At 46.8% G+C, this 14,718-nt stretch carries 11 protein-coding genes; 6 read left to right on the plus strand and 5 right to left on the minus strand.

Annotated features, from left to right (window positions below):
• Nucleotides 1–20: 20 nt before the first annotated feature.
• From L9W92_RS06035 to L9W92_RS06050, 4 genes are all read right to left on the minus strand, one after another.
• A complete protein-coding gene (locus L9W92_RS06035) occupies nucleotides 21–1,307 on the minus strand; it encodes a dihydroorotase (protein ID WP_240082841.1) in 1,287 nt (428 codons plus the stop codon).
• Nucleotides 1,291–2,232: an aspartate carbamoyltransferase catalytic subunit gene (locus L9W92_RS06040; protein ID WP_240082842.1), complete on the minus strand. Its 942-nt coding sequence runs from the start codon at nucleotides 2,230–2,232 to the stop codon at nucleotides 1,291–1,293. Before L9W92_RS06040 ends, L9W92_RS06035 begins: the two co-directional genes overlap by 17 nt.
• A gap of 172 nt (nucleotides 2,233–2,404) precedes the next feature.
• Nucleotides 2,405–2,950, minus strand: a complete 546-nt coding sequence (pyrR, locus tag L9W92_RS06045) for a bifunctional pyr operon transcriptional regulator/uracil phosphoribosyltransferase PyrR (protein WP_248285885.1) — start codon at nucleotides 2,948–2,950, stop codon at nucleotides 2,405–2,407.
• 227 nt (nucleotides 2,951–3,177) lie between these two features.
• The gene (locus L9W92_RS06050; RefSeq protein WP_240082843.1) at nucleotides 3,178–4,992 is read right to left on the minus strand and encodes a flagellar assembly protein A; all 1,815 of its coding nucleotides are present in this window, start codon (nucleotides 4,990–4,992) and stop codon (nucleotides 3,178–3,180) included.
• A gap of 210 nt (nucleotides 4,993–5,202) precedes the next feature.
• On the opposite strand from L9W92_RS06050, the gene pyrF reads away from it, so the two are divergent.
• Nucleotides 5,203–5,931 (plus strand): orotidine-5'-phosphate decarboxylase, encoded by a 729-nt coding sequence (pyrF, locus tag L9W92_RS06055; protein WP_240082844.1) that lies wholly within the window; start codon nucleotides 5,203–5,205, stop codon nucleotides 5,929–5,931.
• 123 nt (nucleotides 5,932–6,054) lie between these two features.
• Entirely contained in the window at nucleotides 6,055–6,630 is a 576-nt protein-coding gene (gene pyrE, locus L9W92_RS06060) for an orotate phosphoribosyltransferase (RefSeq protein ID WP_240082845.1), read from the plus strand.
• Nucleotides 6,631–6,642: 12 nt separating this feature from the next.
• Here the strand turns inward: pyrE and L9W92_RS06065 are convergent, their stop codons facing one another.
• Nucleotides 6,643–8,427 carry an Rqc2 family fibronectin-binding protein gene (locus tag L9W92_RS06065; protein WP_240082846.1) on the minus strand — a complete coding sequence of 595 codons (1,785 nt, stop codon included), beginning with the start codon at nucleotides 8,425–8,427 and terminating at the stop codon, nucleotides 6,643–6,645.
• Between the two features lie 142 nt (nucleotides 8,428–8,569).
• Here L9W92_RS06065 and L9W92_RS06070 point away from each other — a divergent pair, with 142 nt between their 5' ends.
• From L9W92_RS06070 to L9W92_RS06085, 4 genes are all read left to right on the plus strand, one after another.
• A complete protein-coding gene (locus L9W92_RS06070) occupies nucleotides 8,570–11,365 on the plus strand; it encodes a cation-translocating P-type ATPase (RefSeq protein WP_240082847.1) in 2,796 nt (931 codons plus the stop codon).
• Between the two features lie 32 nt (nucleotides 11,366–11,397).
• Nucleotides 11,398–12,246, plus strand: a complete 849-nt coding sequence (gene dapF / locus L9W92_RS06075) for a diaminopimelate epimerase (RefSeq protein ID WP_282442299.1) — start codon at nucleotides 11,398–11,400, stop codon at nucleotides 12,244–12,246.
• A gap of 27 nt (nucleotides 12,247–12,273) precedes the next feature.
• Nucleotides 12,274–13,179 carry a hypothetical protein gene (locus L9W92_RS06080; protein ID WP_240082848.1) on the plus strand — a complete coding sequence of 302 codons (906 nt, stop codon included), beginning with the start codon at nucleotides 12,274–12,276 and terminating at the stop codon, nucleotides 13,177–13,179.
• Between the two features lie 222 nt (nucleotides 13,180–13,401).
• Entirely contained in the window at nucleotides 13,402–14,595 is a 1,194-nt protein-coding gene (locus L9W92_RS06085; RefSeq protein ID WP_240082849.1) for a pyridoxal phosphate-dependent aminotransferase, read from the plus strand.
• Nucleotides 14,596–14,718 lie beyond the last annotated feature (123 nt).

Raw genomic sequence — 14,718 nt, forward strand, 5'->3', positions numbered from 1 at the left:
ATTTAACTTTTTAATTATGGTTATTTAATGATTCCATCACGCATTACTATCCGGCCGCTCACTATCGTTGCATAGGGCAGGCCCTTTAAAAGGCGACCGGTGAAAGGGGTGTTCCGGCCTTTGCCGGCAAACTGCGCCGGTTCTACTGTCCAGGAAATCTCCGGGTCAATAATGGTAATGTCGGCGTCGGCGCAGGTCATTAATGTGCCTTTGGAGAGTCCTAGTATTGAGGCCGGGTTTATGGTCAGCTTAGTTATTGCCTGTAAAGGCGTTAGCGCGCCGGTAGCGACAAGTTCGGTCCAAACCAAGCCTACCGCTGTTTCCAGACCCACCAGACCAAAGGGAGCGAGTTCATATTCAACATCTTTCTCCTCGACAGTGTGTGGAGCATGGTCGGTGGCAATAACGTCGATAGTCCCGTCGGCCAGCCCTTCCTTTACCGCGGCCACATCGGCGGCAGTGCGCAACGGCGGGTTAACTTTAGTGGATGTATCGTAACCGGCCACTGCCTCGGCGGTCAGGCTGAAGTGGTGAGGCGTGACCTCGGCGGTAACTTTGACGCCTCTGGCTTTGGCCGCGCGGATCAGCCGGACGGACCCGGCAGTGCTGACGTGAGCGATGTGCAGGCGGCAACCGGTTTCTTCAGCCAGCAGAATGTCCCTGGCCACCATCACGTCTTCCGCGGAAGACGTGATGCCTTTTAAGCCAAGTACGGTGGACATATATCCCTCATGCATCGCCCCGCCGGCGGAGAGATTTTTGTCTTCACAATGGGAAATTATTGTCAGACCCAGCATCCGGGCATACTGCATGGCCCTGCGCAGCAATCCGGCGTTCATCACGGGCATCCCGTCATCGGAGAACGCTACCGCGCCGGCTTCCTTCATATCACCCATTTCAGCCAGTTCCTCGCCTTTGCTTTCTCTGGTAATAGCGCCTATAGGAAAAGCATTTACAGCTCCCTTGGCACGTGCTCTATCTTTTATATATGCAATGATCGCGGCGTTATCGGCCACCGGATTGGTATTGGGCATGCAGGCCACAGTGGTAAAGCCTCCGCGGGCTGCGGCGCGGGTGCCGCTGAAAATGGTTTCTTTGGCTTCAAATCCAGGCTCGCGCAAGTGCACATGCATGTCAATCAAACCCGGCGCCACCAGCTTGCCGCCCGCATCCAGCACTTCAACGCCGCCGGCGCTCAAATCAGTTCCTGTTTCAGCGATCTTGCCGTCAGCGAGCAAAATGTCCTTTTCGACAACTTTTCCTGCGGCAGGGTCGATTACCGTTCCGCCTTTAATGAGTAATTTCATGCTGGTTACCACCTCCCGTCAGTAGGTAAAGCAAGGCCATGCGCACCGCCACCCCGTTAGTTACTTGTTCATTAATAACGGACTGAACTCCGTCCGCCACCTCCGGGGCAATTTCCACGCCGCGGTTCATCGGACCTGGGTGCATCACCAGCGCGTCCGGCGCGGCTAGTTTGAGACGCTCTTTATTTATCCCAAAAAGCTGGCTGTATTCGCGCAGCCCGGGGAATAATCCCTGTTGCTGCCTTTCCTTTTGAATCCGAAGAATATTGATTACATCAGCGCCGGTCAGAGCTTCCTCAATACTGGCGCAAGTTATCGCACCCATTCTTTCTGTTTCCTGTGGGAGCAGTGTAGCCGGCCCCGACAATCTTACCTCGGCTCCCATTTTGGTGAAACCCCAGATATCGGAGCGGGCTACCCGGCTATGCAATATATCACCGATGATTGCTACTTTCAGCCCTTCCAAACGGCCCTTTTTCTCTCGCACCGTGAACAGATCCAGCAGAGCCTGGGAGGGGTGTTCATGGGCACCGTCTCCGGCATTAATCACCGGGGCGCCAATTGTCCGGGCAAGCATATCAGCCGCGCCGGCCATCGGATGTCGGAGCACCACCACATCCGCACCCATGGCGGCGATGGTACGGGCGGTGTCTTTTAGCCCTTCTCCCTTGCTGACACTGCTGGTGCCTGCGGCAATATTAACGGTGTCCGCACTCAAGTACTTGGCCGCCAGTTCAAAGGAGACCCTGGTGCGAGTGCTGGCCTCGTAGAAAACAGTAACTACGGAACGGCCACGCAGGGTAGGCACTTTTTTAATTTGTCTTTTGATTATCTCTTTCATCGGCACGGCAGTATTCAGAATTAATTTTATTTCCTCAACCGGAACAAACTGCAGGCCAAGTAAATCTTTGCCACTGAGTCCCATTTTTTTGTCTTACCTCCTAAGCTCAAAAATAAAGACCCCTGTCTGGTTTATTACCGGGTTGGGGCCTTAAAAAGGGAAGCTTTCCGGAACCTGTTCCCTTTCCGGCCTCACAGGACCGTACTTTATTAGGATGGAGCCGGATAGTCGTCAGATTGACGACCTGATTTTTAATTTAGCCAGGAGGCTCGAATATTACCACTTTGTCCTCACCGTCTATCTCGGTTAAACGTACTAATACTGATTCTTTGCTGGAAGTTGGTACATTTTTACCGATATAGTCGGATCTGATAGGCAATTCGCGGTGGCCTCTGTCAACAAGAACAGCTAGTTGAATTACTTTAGGTCGTCCCAGATCCATCACCGCGTCAAGGGCGGCTCTTATGGTGCGGCCTGTAAAGATGACGTCATCCACCAGGATCACTTTTTTACCGGAAACAGGGAAGGGGATTTCCGTTGATCTGACCAGAGGTTGATGGGCTAGAGTAGTCAGGTCATCGCGGTAAAGAGTGATATCCAGAATGCCAACCGGTGTCGTACACCCTTCGATCTCCTTGATCCTTTCGGCGAGACGCTCTGCCAAAGGAGCCCCCCTGCGGCGGATACCAATCAAAACCAGGTTATCTATACCCTTGTTGCGCTCAATTATTTCATGGGCGATGCGGGTTAAAGAGCGGCGGATCCCTTCTTTGTCCAGGATCTGCGCTTTCTCTTTGATCATGCCAAACCTCCGGTGTTTTATAATGAACTCTAACACATGCCGGCACAATCAACTTGCCGGGCGGTAAACTGCAGTAAAAAACCTGCTCACAACCGGTAAGCAGGCATAGTTGGCCTCATTTAACCATTTCTATGAATCCTTACCGGTCTCACGGGACCGATTTCAAGGTGTTTATCCTTACTAAGCTTATAAAAAATTAAGCAGCATGTCAATAGATAATTCTATTTCTATTTGGCAATGCGCTTATTTTTTGAAACGGACATCGCGCCGTCTTTATTTAACTCTGCTTTGATATTGCTCTGCATCGAGGGGAAGCTGATTTGGCGATCGCCAATTTGAATGCGTACACCTTCATTGGCTTTATTAATGTAGACTTTTCTTTTTTCATCCGTCCTGATCAGCGTTTTAGCGCCCAACTCGGAGCCTGCTTCGTTGATAATAACGTCGCCCCCGGCTGTTATTTCACCGCCGCGGAACACGCCGACAACGTTTACATTACCGCCGGCGCGAATAGAGGTATTAATGCAACCGCGGCCACTTACTTTTACATCCCCGGAAGCCTCGATTTTACTGTTTACGGCATACGCGAAAGAGACACCGGCTTTTTTCTGAGCCATACTATTTATGACCTCATGCGCCGCGTCCATTTTTTGGAGGATGCTTTGCAAACAATCAGGCGACTCAATTTTCAATAAATTTAAACCCCTGAGATACCTGCCGATATCCACCATTAGTTCTGTTATTTCTTGAGGCAGACCTAATGAGTTGTCACCGGTAAATTTGAACAACTCGTTAATTAGGTTGGGAACACGGGAGTATTTCTTGTCAATTAAAACCTGGACTAACTGGCCGGTTTTAACACCCTTCAACTGCGGGTGCTGGGCAAGTCCGGGAAGCAGTTTGCAAATTTCAGTCAAGTCGGAATGAATAGGGTTAAGTATTTTAAAAAAATTATGGTAAAATGTGTTATTTCCCCCGGCTACCAGGTTGCTGCCGGTAAGATTTTGTTTTACACTAATTCCATCCAGGGCGCTGATGTTAGCCTCGTAAACCATACCGTGAATGTCGACTTTGCCCGATGCCTGCACGGACATGCCCTCACGGACAGTGCCTTGTATTACTACGTCGCCTTTGAAACGGATATTGCCGGATGAGATATCAACATCACCTCTTTTTTGCAGCACAGGGTTAACATCAATTATATATTTGTTGCCAAGTCTCTTTACCACAGGACTACCGCTAATCTTAGCTGTTACCTTGCTGCCGTCGGAAGTGACTTCCGCTCCTTTGCCGGCGGAGAATTCCCAAACCTGGGGTTTGGCCGGGGCGATGATGTCGCCTGTGACCTTTTTTCCTATGGTTCCCTGGACTCCCGGATGTTTAACCGCCAGCAGCGTGCCCGGATCAACTGAAAGTATTTCAACCATATCGCGAAAATTTACTTTACTATCATCAATCTTTTGATCAGCTTTTTCACCGTCTGATTTTTTCTGAAAAGTTAGTTCAACTTTTTCATCTACTGTAGTTCCTGGAGGATCGCCTTCGGCTATGACATACGTTCCGCTTTCCGGTTTTGCCAGTAAGTCGTGGACAACATTGTGCTTTACCCCGTAATTAATATTTTTTTTCGAAATCTCCTGCATTATATCAGCCAGGGTGAAAGGACAAACTTCTTCACTCTCGCTGGATAGTCTCAACATTAAGTCGTTTACAGGTTCGTTATCCTGCACATATTGACGGTTAATAATACTTGTCTTCATTTCAAGCACGGCCTCCAAACCGCTGGAGGAAATCTTTAACTGATACATTCCCTTTTCTTCTTCTCTTGTTTCAGTTTTTAATTCGATGATATCTTTTTCACTAACGGTAGTTTTTTCTTCAATTTTTGTTCCGTTAATCAAAAGTTCTATGCCGTTACATGGAGTGAGCGTAGGTAATTTTCCGTTTTCACCAGGGTTCTTTACGAATATTTTCCCTTCTTTTACCCATACTTTACCCAAGTTGTTTTTCTCGCTATTGTTTTGACCAGTAGCAGATTCCATGGATAAACCCCCTTACGGCGTTATATTATTTGTGATATAATGCCATTCAGTCAGGAAATGTAATCCTTACTATTAGTAAAAAATATTATAACATAAAATTAACAAATATGTAAGATGTAAATAACAACTTAGCCATATTATGTTTGACAAACCATAAAAAGTATTATTTGATACAATGAGAACGTCCGTATTAATTTTGGAGGTAAAACAGTGTCATTAATTAAAAATCCACTGATTATTGCTCTAGATGTTGATACAATTAAGGAAGCATCTATTTTGGCGAATAAGTTAGGCCCTTATGTCGGTGCTTTTAAGGTGGGCATGCAGCTTTACAATTGTGAAGGTCCGGAAGCAATTCGCATTCTCAAAGAAAAAAACTTTCCGGTTTTTATTGACCTAAAGCTGCACGATATACCGAACACCGTGGCAGGAGCCGCCCGGGTACTCACCAGGCACGGGGTCTCGATCCTCAATGTGCACGCAGCCGGGGGGATGGCGATGATGAGGGAAGCCGTCAAAGCTGCGCGGGATGAAGCCGTCAAGATCGGGATAAATCGCCCCTTGGTGGTCGCGGTTACTGTTCTTACAAGCATCGACCAGCAAGTGTTCAACAATGAGATGGGGGTTCCCGGTTCTATTCAAGAGCGAGTCGTTTTATGGGCGAAGATGGCTAATGAAGCCGGACTGGACGGTGTGGTCGCTTCGCCTCATGAAATTACGGCGATCAGGAAAGCGTGCGGAAATGATTTTGTTATTATTACTCCCGGCGTGCGGCCGGCGGGAGTAATGGCAAACGACCAGAAAAGGATCATGACTCCCGGTGAAGCTGTGCGGCAGGGCGCCACTTACCTGGTGGTGGGAAGGCCGGTTACCGCGTCTCCCGATCCGGCGCAGGCGGCCAGGGCTATTCTGAAAGAGATAGAAGAAATCAGAAGTTAGAAGATAGAAGCCAAAAGATAGAAAATAGAAATTAGGAGATAGGAGTAAGAATGAGGAAAATGATTTATTATCGCGAGATATTCTGAATTCCGACTCCTGAATACCTAAGAAAGAGGTGTATTGATGCTTACAATGAATGAAGTTCAGTCAATATTTCTTGAAACCGGAGCTATGCTCAACGGCCACTTCCTGCTGACTTCGGGTCGTCACAGCGACAGGTACTTTCAATGCGCCATGGTTTTGCAGCATCCCGGTTATACTGAATATCTTTGCCGGGAATTGGCCGGGCGGTTTGCCGGCGAGAAGATTGCGGCGGTCGTTGGTCCGGCCATGGGCGGGATCATTGTGTCCTACGAAGTGGCACGGGCACTTGGAGTCCGCAGTATGTTCGCCGAACGGGAAAACGGCGTCATGAAATTAAGGAGAGGTTTTTCTATTAAACCCGGTGAAAAAGTACTGGTTGTGGAAGATGTAATTACCACCGGCGGGTCTGTGCGTGAAGTAATCGAAGTTGTCCGGGAGCTGGGCGGTGAGGTCGCCGGCGCCGGAGTGCTGGTGGACCGGAGCAACGGAACGTTGGACCTGGGCGTAAAAACTGAAGCGCTCCTGGTAACCGAGGTATTATCCTATGCGCCGGAGGAATGTCCGTTATGCAAAAAAGGGGGCGCGGCGGTAAAGCCGGGGAGCAGAAATATTTGATCAGTAACTTAATCAATCTTCCTTATTATTAACGATAATGAGCCTCTCAACCAACTCCCCGTCAGGTGCGCCCATTATCGTTTTTTGTCGCTCATAAACAACCATTCCCGGCCGCGCGTTTTTAGGTTTACTGACATATTTTATTCTGGTATAGTCGACAGGAACATTACCCGATTCCCGCGCTTTGCTAAAAAATGCCGCTAAACTTGCCGCTTCCATCAACGTTGTTTGGGGTACTTCCTTGCCCTCTGTCCGGATAATCACATGGGCGCCCGGAATGTCTTTCGTGTGCAGCCACAGGTCATTCTCCCGCGCAAATTTCAAGGTCAAAAAGTCATTTTGTCTGTTGTTTTTTCCTGCAAATAACTGAAAACCCTCTGAAGAAAGAAAAGATAAAAATACCGGTTTGTGTTTTTCCATCTTCTTTTTCCTGACGCTTGAAGTAAGCGGCTGTTTGATAAAACCCTGTTCGATGAGTTCCTGTTTTATTTCTTCTAAATCGGCTATTGCGCCGGTTTGCTCCACGGCTGTTTTGACTCCTTCCACATATTCCAGTAACTCGCGGGTCCGGGTAATCTGTGACATGAGCGCCAGACGCGTATTTTTGGACTTCAAGTATTTTTTGAAATAAAGCTGAGCATTCTCAGCCGGAGAACGGTGCGGATCAATAGGTATGGTAACAACCTCTGGTCCGTTTTCGTGATAGTTTTCTAAAGACACCTCCCGGATCCCCTTTTCCAACCGGTAAATATTCGCGGTGAGCAATTCTCCGTACAGCTTCAGCTTACCGGCCTCAGCGGTTTCATCCAGTCCTTTCGTGTGCAACGCCAACTTTTTCCCCAACTTGTTAATTTCTTTATTAAGCAAGCTTAGGATGATCTTTTTTTCTTTTTGAATTCTTTCCCCTTTTTCATATTCAGAAAAGAAAAGGTCTAACAGGAAGTTCATTTCCCCTTTTTTTCTCATTAACCCGGTATGCGCCAAATCAATCGCGGCAAAATCCACGAATCTTCCTTTCGTACTGCTTGTTAGACATGGCTCAAAACAACCCTTGCCGGCCGGCACGATAAATTCGCGGAATGCTCTCCACAGTGAACTGAACTCATAATCGCCGCACTGGTCCAGGATAGTGTCCGGCGATAGATTGGCGCGAAAAACAATTTCCCGGCAAGTGACGGTGCTCATACCCCCCAGGCATTTTTGCAGAAGCGCCGGAAGGGTGGTTTCCAGCGGCAATTTGAGGCAGGCAAGGCGGAACTGCTCCTCGTCAACCTGATAAGGGTTCAATTTTTTTTGACGCGGCGGAAACAGGTACTCACGTCCCGGTAAAACTTCTCTGTACCTGCTGACAGCATGTGAATAACGTTTTATACCGTCAACTATAGAATTATTTAATGGATCAAGCAGGATGATATTGCTGTGCTTGCCCATGGTTTCACAGATCAGGTGCTTGGGTGAAGGGTTGCCCAGCTCGTCTCTAGACTCAATTCTCATTAAAAAAACCCGTTCCAGTTCTGGCTGCTCAATGCCAATGACGCGGCCGCCCTCCAGATATTTACGCAAAACCATGCAGAAGAGAGGCGGGCTGGCGGGGTTTTCCCTGGCTGAAGTAGTTAGGTGGACACGCGCGTTTTGGGCGTTTGCCGATAGAATTAAACGGCCCCGGAATCCTTGCCGGTGCATTAATAGGATGATCTCGTCTTTACTTGGCTGGTATATTCTCTCAACTCGCCCGCCCACCAGCTTTTCCTCAAGTTCTTTTGTTACCGCCGCCAGCACAAGGCCGTCAAAAGGCATCCTAGCTCCCCCTCCCAAAACAATTTGTCGCTGATTAACGTCTGTTTTTTATTTTATAACAAAAGCCGTGCATTGAGAAATAATTAGTTTTGCAACTGTTTGGTGCTGTGTGATAATGGTATTTATTTCAAGTGATATGAATATGTTTAGGAATAATCAGGAAAAAGGACAAGGGGTGATTGTATTGCCCGGCCAATGGTATGCCTTGACCGAGAAAGAGATCTTGGCACATTTTAAAACTGACCCCAAGAAAGGGTTGTCTGATCTGGAGGCCGCTGAAAGATTATCCAGATTTGGTCCAAATCAATTGCTCAGGACGCCAAAAGTTTTATTTCATCAACTATTTTTTAAACAATTTAAAAGCTTTGAATTTTTGGCTCTTCTTGCGGCAGCTGCTGTGTCGGTTCTGTTTCTTGAATGCACTATTGCCGCAGCTCTGATTGTTATAATAACGGCGGCGGCGCTTCTTGGCGGCATCCAGGAACACCGCGCGCAACGTTTGCTCAGTACGTTAAAACAAAAAACCATGCCTGCGGCGAGGGTAATACGTGGCGGACACGAGCGCGAACTTCCTGCAGCGGAGTTGGTGCCCGGGGATGTCGTGCTCTTGGCCGAAGGGGATTTGGTTCCGGCAGACCTTCGCCTGCTGCAGGCTGACAAATTAGAGGTCGATGAATCAATTCTTACCGGAGAATCAGTACCGGTCAGTAAAACAAAAGAAGCTCTCGCCGGCAAAGAACTGGCCTTGAAAGATACCCTGAATATGGCCTATATGAACACTGTGATCGTTAAAGGGCACGGCCGCGGCATTGTTGTCCACACCGGCATGGCAAACGCGATAGGTTATGTTAATGGAATGATGCAGGCCGGCGGGCGAGATCAGACACCGGCACAGCGAAGTTTGGAGTTATTCAGCAAAAGTCTGTCTGCTTTTTGTTTTTTTACCTGTATGATGGTGCTGGCCGCGTTGATACTCAAAGGCGAGGAGGTCCGCGAGATATGCCTGGCGGTTTTAAGCCTGGCTGTAGCGGCTGTCCCTGTCGGTCTTCAAACACTTCCCGCCGGAATACTTGCCGCCGGTGCGAAGCGAATAATCAAGCGCGGCGCTATTATCCGAAAATTCACGGTGCTTGATACTCTTGGCTGCACCACAATGCTCTGCTTAAACAGAACAGAAATCTTTACAAAGAACGAAATGACCGTGCGCAAAGTTATGGTCGGCGGACATACTTTTGAGGTGACCGGAGACGGTTATGATCCCAAGGGCGAGTTTACCGGAATAGGGGACAAGCAGGATATGCGGTTTACCTTATTGGTTAAAGCGGCTGCACTCTGCAACAATGCGGTTTTAAAACGCGGCAGTATTAATATCACAGGTCTTTTTCGAGGCCTGACAGGAGGCCGGTCAAGCAAGAAATGGTCGATAACGGGAGACGCCACAGAAGGGGCGCTTCTTGTGATGGCCGCTAAAGCTGGATTTTGGCGGGAAAGATTGGAATTGGATGAACAGCGGGTGGCCGAACTGCCGTTCGGACCCGAGCGCAAACGGATGTCTGTGGTATACCGGGAGCCTTCCGGAACTATGGCGGTTTACGTAAAAGGAGCGCCGGAAGTGCTGCTGGAACATTGTACTCATATTTACCTTAACGGAAAAATAGCGCCCCTGTCGGCCCGGGACAAGGGGGAGATCATGGCTTATAATACCTCAATGGCTAAAGAAGCGCTTCGGGTGCTGGCTTTTGCTTATAAGCAGATTCCCGCCGGTACCGTGGATTTTACTGCAGAGGTAATTGAACAGCAATTGATTTTCCTCGGTTTAACCGGGATGCTTGCTCCGGTTAAACCGGCAGCGGCAAAAACGGTACGAACTTGCCACCGGGCCGGTATTAAAGTAATGTTGATTAACGGTGACCAACGGTTCACCGCGCATGCGCAAGCAATAAAAATGGGAATTATTAGTAAGGAGGAAAATGTCCTTACCGGTAGTGAGCTGGATCGTATGTCCGATGAGCAGTTGCGGTCATATATCGATCAAGTTACTGTATGCGCCAGGGTTGCGCCGAAGCAAAAGCTGCGCATAGTAAGAGTATTGAGACAGTTGGGACACGTAGTGGCGGTGACTGGAAGAGGATTGGCAGATGTCCAAGCGGTCAGTGAGGCGGATATAGGGATCGCTATGGATTATTCCGGTACCGGCATGCTCAAGGATGTTTCCGCCATGCACCTCGAGGAAGAGCATTTTGGCGGTGTCGCCGCGGCGGTTGAGGAAGGACGTGGTATCTATAACAATATCCGCAGATCGATATGTTTTCTTCTTTCCTGCAACGCAGGAGAAGTATTCACCACGTTTCTCGCTTTGCTGGCAGGTCTGCCTTTACCTCTGATACCAGCTCAGCTCTTGTGGGTTAACGTCATAAGCAATGGTCTCCCGGCAATGGCTTGGGGATTGGGTCCCAACGAGCGCGAGATCATGAGGCAACCGCCCCGTCAATTAAGGAACGGCATTCTTGACGGAAAACTGGCCTGGCGGATTATTAGCGGCGGGGCGGTTATTTGTTTGACTACAATGCTGGCGTTTATCACGGGGTATGCCACGGGAGACACGTTACTGGCCCGCACCATGTCCTTCAATACGCTGGTTTTTTCCCAGTCGTTTTTCATTATCGCCTGTCATTATGAATCGCGTGCCAGTCTGCGTGAGAGTGTTTTTGTCAATCTCTATTTAACCGGTTCAGTGTTAATATCGTGCGCGTTACAGGTAGCGATGAATTGCGCGCCATTCGCGCAATCATACTTCCATGTCGTACGTCTGAACTGTCTGCAATGGGCTTATGTTTTGTCTGTTTCTATGATACCTGCCGTCTTTGGTTCCTTATATCGACATATTTTTGGTAAAATTGAGAAAAAAATAATGTACCTGCGGGTGCGATTAGGGTAAAATAATAAATATCAAATTTGGAGGAATAAATATTGCGTTTTACAAAAGTACAGGGTCTTGGCAATGATTTTATTTTAGTGAATTGCATGGAAGAAAATTTCCATCCGGAGGAGTTTCCCGGCATTGCCGTGAAGGCTTGTGACCGCCATTTTGGAGTTGGAGCTGATGGTCTGGTGCCGCTTTTTTCTTCGGAAGTGGCTGACATAAAAATGCGCGTTTTTAATGCGGATGGAAGCGAAGCTGAAACGTGCGGGAATGTGCTCCGTTGTGCCGCCAAGTACCTTTACGAGCACGGCATAGTGAGTAAGAATAAAATAAAAGTGGAAACTCTGGCCGGGATTATGGTTCCGGAACTGATCATTGAAAACGGACGGGTAAGTTTGATCCGGGTGGATATGGGCGAGCCCCGGTTGCAGCGCTCAGAAATACCCATGGCAGGACCGCCCGGAAGGGTTGTAGACGAGCCGTTGGAAGCAGGCGGCGTGCTTTACAACATAACCGCTGTTTCCATGGGTAACCCGCATTGCGTCATTTTTGCGCCTGATGTGGAACAGATCCCTTTGCACGTAGCCGGTCCTTTGCTGGAGAAACACCATTTATTTACTTTAAAAACAAATGTGGAATTTGTTCAGGTAATCAATCATGATCAGGTGAAGATGAGAGTCTGGGAAAGAGGAGCCGGTGAGACCATGGCTTGCGGCACAGGCGCTTGTGCCGCGGCAGTGGCTGGGGTAATCAATGGTTATACCAAACGTCAATTATCTGTTCACATGAAAACCGGTGCTCTTTTTATTGAATGGGCGGCAGACAACCATTTGTATATGACCGGCCCCGCGGAAGAGGTTTTTATCGGGGAATACCCGATTTTAAATGCTAAATAAATGTTTTATGAAAAGCAGGTGAGGAATATGGAAAAAATTGAATTTAATATTTCATTCTGCACCTTTAGGCTGGAAAGCATTAATGCTTTGCTGAAAATATTTATGGGAGAAAAGAAAAGAGCTGTAGAAGATTTAAAAAACATCTATGAAAAATACTTTGTTGAAAAAAGCCAACCGGAAGATGAACAGGATTGGCAAGACGGACAAGATTGGAAAAAGGAAATAGTTGATAAAATAAAACAGTTCGAGGATTTTACAAATAATTCCGACCTGGACGATATATTTGCTAAGTACGTGAACTTATCATTTTCTGTTACTACGGGAGATAGGACATTGTCAACAAGTGGCAGCAACTGGTTGGAATTATTAAGTAAATTAAAGATATCCGTTAATGCGATAAGAATTAAATTTGAATGCGCAAGTTTAAGAAGAAAAATATTATTTGTTATTAGAGAACACAGTGGAATTGTTAATACTTATGATAATAGATATGAAATAAGAGGAATCAATTCAGAATGGGTTAGTGAAGTCGCGTCATTATTCGATAGCACTATTAATTATTGTTACAATAAGAGAAAAAATTGGTATGAAATGAGTTTCTTCTTGGAACTGATATTCAGCGTTGTGCTTGCTGGTTCTATTTTTTCTTTGTTAAAGGTCTGTATGATCTTTTTTGATCAAAACCTCTTTGATTCAATTGATAATTATATAATAATATTCTTAGTTAACTCATTGATATATATATTTATATGGTTATTATTAGCGATAACCCTTACCACAAAGTTATTTGAATATATGATTGATTTGTACCCCTCAGTTGAAATTATGCTGGATGAAAAAAGAGTTAAAAAAAGGAAGAAGCTATACTACTCACTTATTGTCATTTTTATCCCATATGTTTTAATATTTTTTATTAGCTTTTATGGCAGATAGAATCCGTTTCTTCCGGTTAATTGGTGAGTAATGGTTTGATTATGGAAGTATTTGTTAGGTTTTTGCAATAATAATGTATACATATTAATATAGTATTGCACCTAAATAGCATTATGGCTAAAATTGAATAAGCTGTATATGGGAATTATGCGTTTAATTACACGTTCTTGTCTAATTAAGTGTAATGACGACTTGGTTCGGTGTTGAGCAAGGAGGAGCAATATGAGATTATCCAGCAGGGCGCAAATGATCAGTCCATCCCCGACTTTGGCCATAGATGCTAAGGCAAAGGAAATGAAAGCTCGCGGTATTAATGTTATTGGTTTCGGAGCAGGCGAACCGGATTTTGACACGCCTGCTCATATTAAAGAAGCCGCTGTTGCCGCCATGTGGGGCGGTATGACTAAATACACGCCTGTGGCAGGGACAAATGAATTAAGAGAAGCTATTTGCCAAAAATTTAAGATTGACCAGGGCCTGGACTATAAGCCGGCCCAGATTGTCGTGTCCGCAGGCGCAAAACATTCTCTTTACAACGCTATGCAGGTTCTTGTGCAACCGGGAGATGAAGTGATTTTACCATCTCCGTACTGGGTGAGCTATTTGGAACAAATAAAACTCGCCGGAGCTGAAGCAAGGATCGTAGAAACGAGGGAAGATAACGATTTTAAATTAGCGCCGGCGGAGTTGGCATCGGCAATTAATTCACGCACCAAATTATTAATATTGAATTCCCCCAGTAATCCTACAGGCGCTGTTTATTCTGAAACAGAGCTTAAAGCTCTTGGAGAGGTTATCGTTAAATATGATATTACCATAATTTCCGATGAAATATATGAGAAGTTGATTTACGACGGTATCCGGCATGTCAGCATAGCGACTCTTGCGCAGGAACTAAAAGAGCGGACAGTAATAATCAACGGCGTTTCCAAAGCCTATGCGATGACTGGCTGGCGAATCGGTTATGCGGCCGCAACAGCTTCTGTAGCGGGGGCGATGACCGATCTGCAGAGTCACTCCACCTCGAATCCCACCTCAATCGCGCAGGCGGCCAGCACTGTCGCGCTTACCGGTGATCAGGAACCAGTCAGCAGGATGGTGGTTGAATATACCAGGCGGAGAGATTATGCGCTGGAGCGGCTACGGGGTATTCCTGGTGTAACTTGTTCCAAGGCAGGCGGCGCTTTTTACCTGTTCCCCAACGTTAAGACCTGCTTCGGCAAGTCGTATAAAGGAAAAACTATTAATAGCGCGAGCGATTTGGCCGCTGTCCTGCTTGATGGAACTCAAGTAGCAGTAGTACCTGGATTGGCTTTTGGAAACGATGATTATATACGGCTGTCATACGCCATATCCATGGATAGTTTGAAAGAAGGTTTGGACCGGATTAACTGGTTGTTCGGTGAATTAGAATAAGCTCCGGGATCATTTAGAGTGAAGTGTAAAGCGCATAAAATGCGCTTTTTTTTGTCAATGCTTGCTCTAAGTGACTTGAACATGATGATAATTTACCAAGATATTTTTTTGATTCTGAAGGAA

It is taken from the genome of Pelotomaculum terephthalicicum JT (assembly GCF_022410535.1).
Classification (GTDB): Bacteria; Bacillota; Desulfotomaculia; order Desulfotomaculales; family Pelotomaculaceae; genus Pelotomaculum_D; species Pelotomaculum_D terephthalicicum.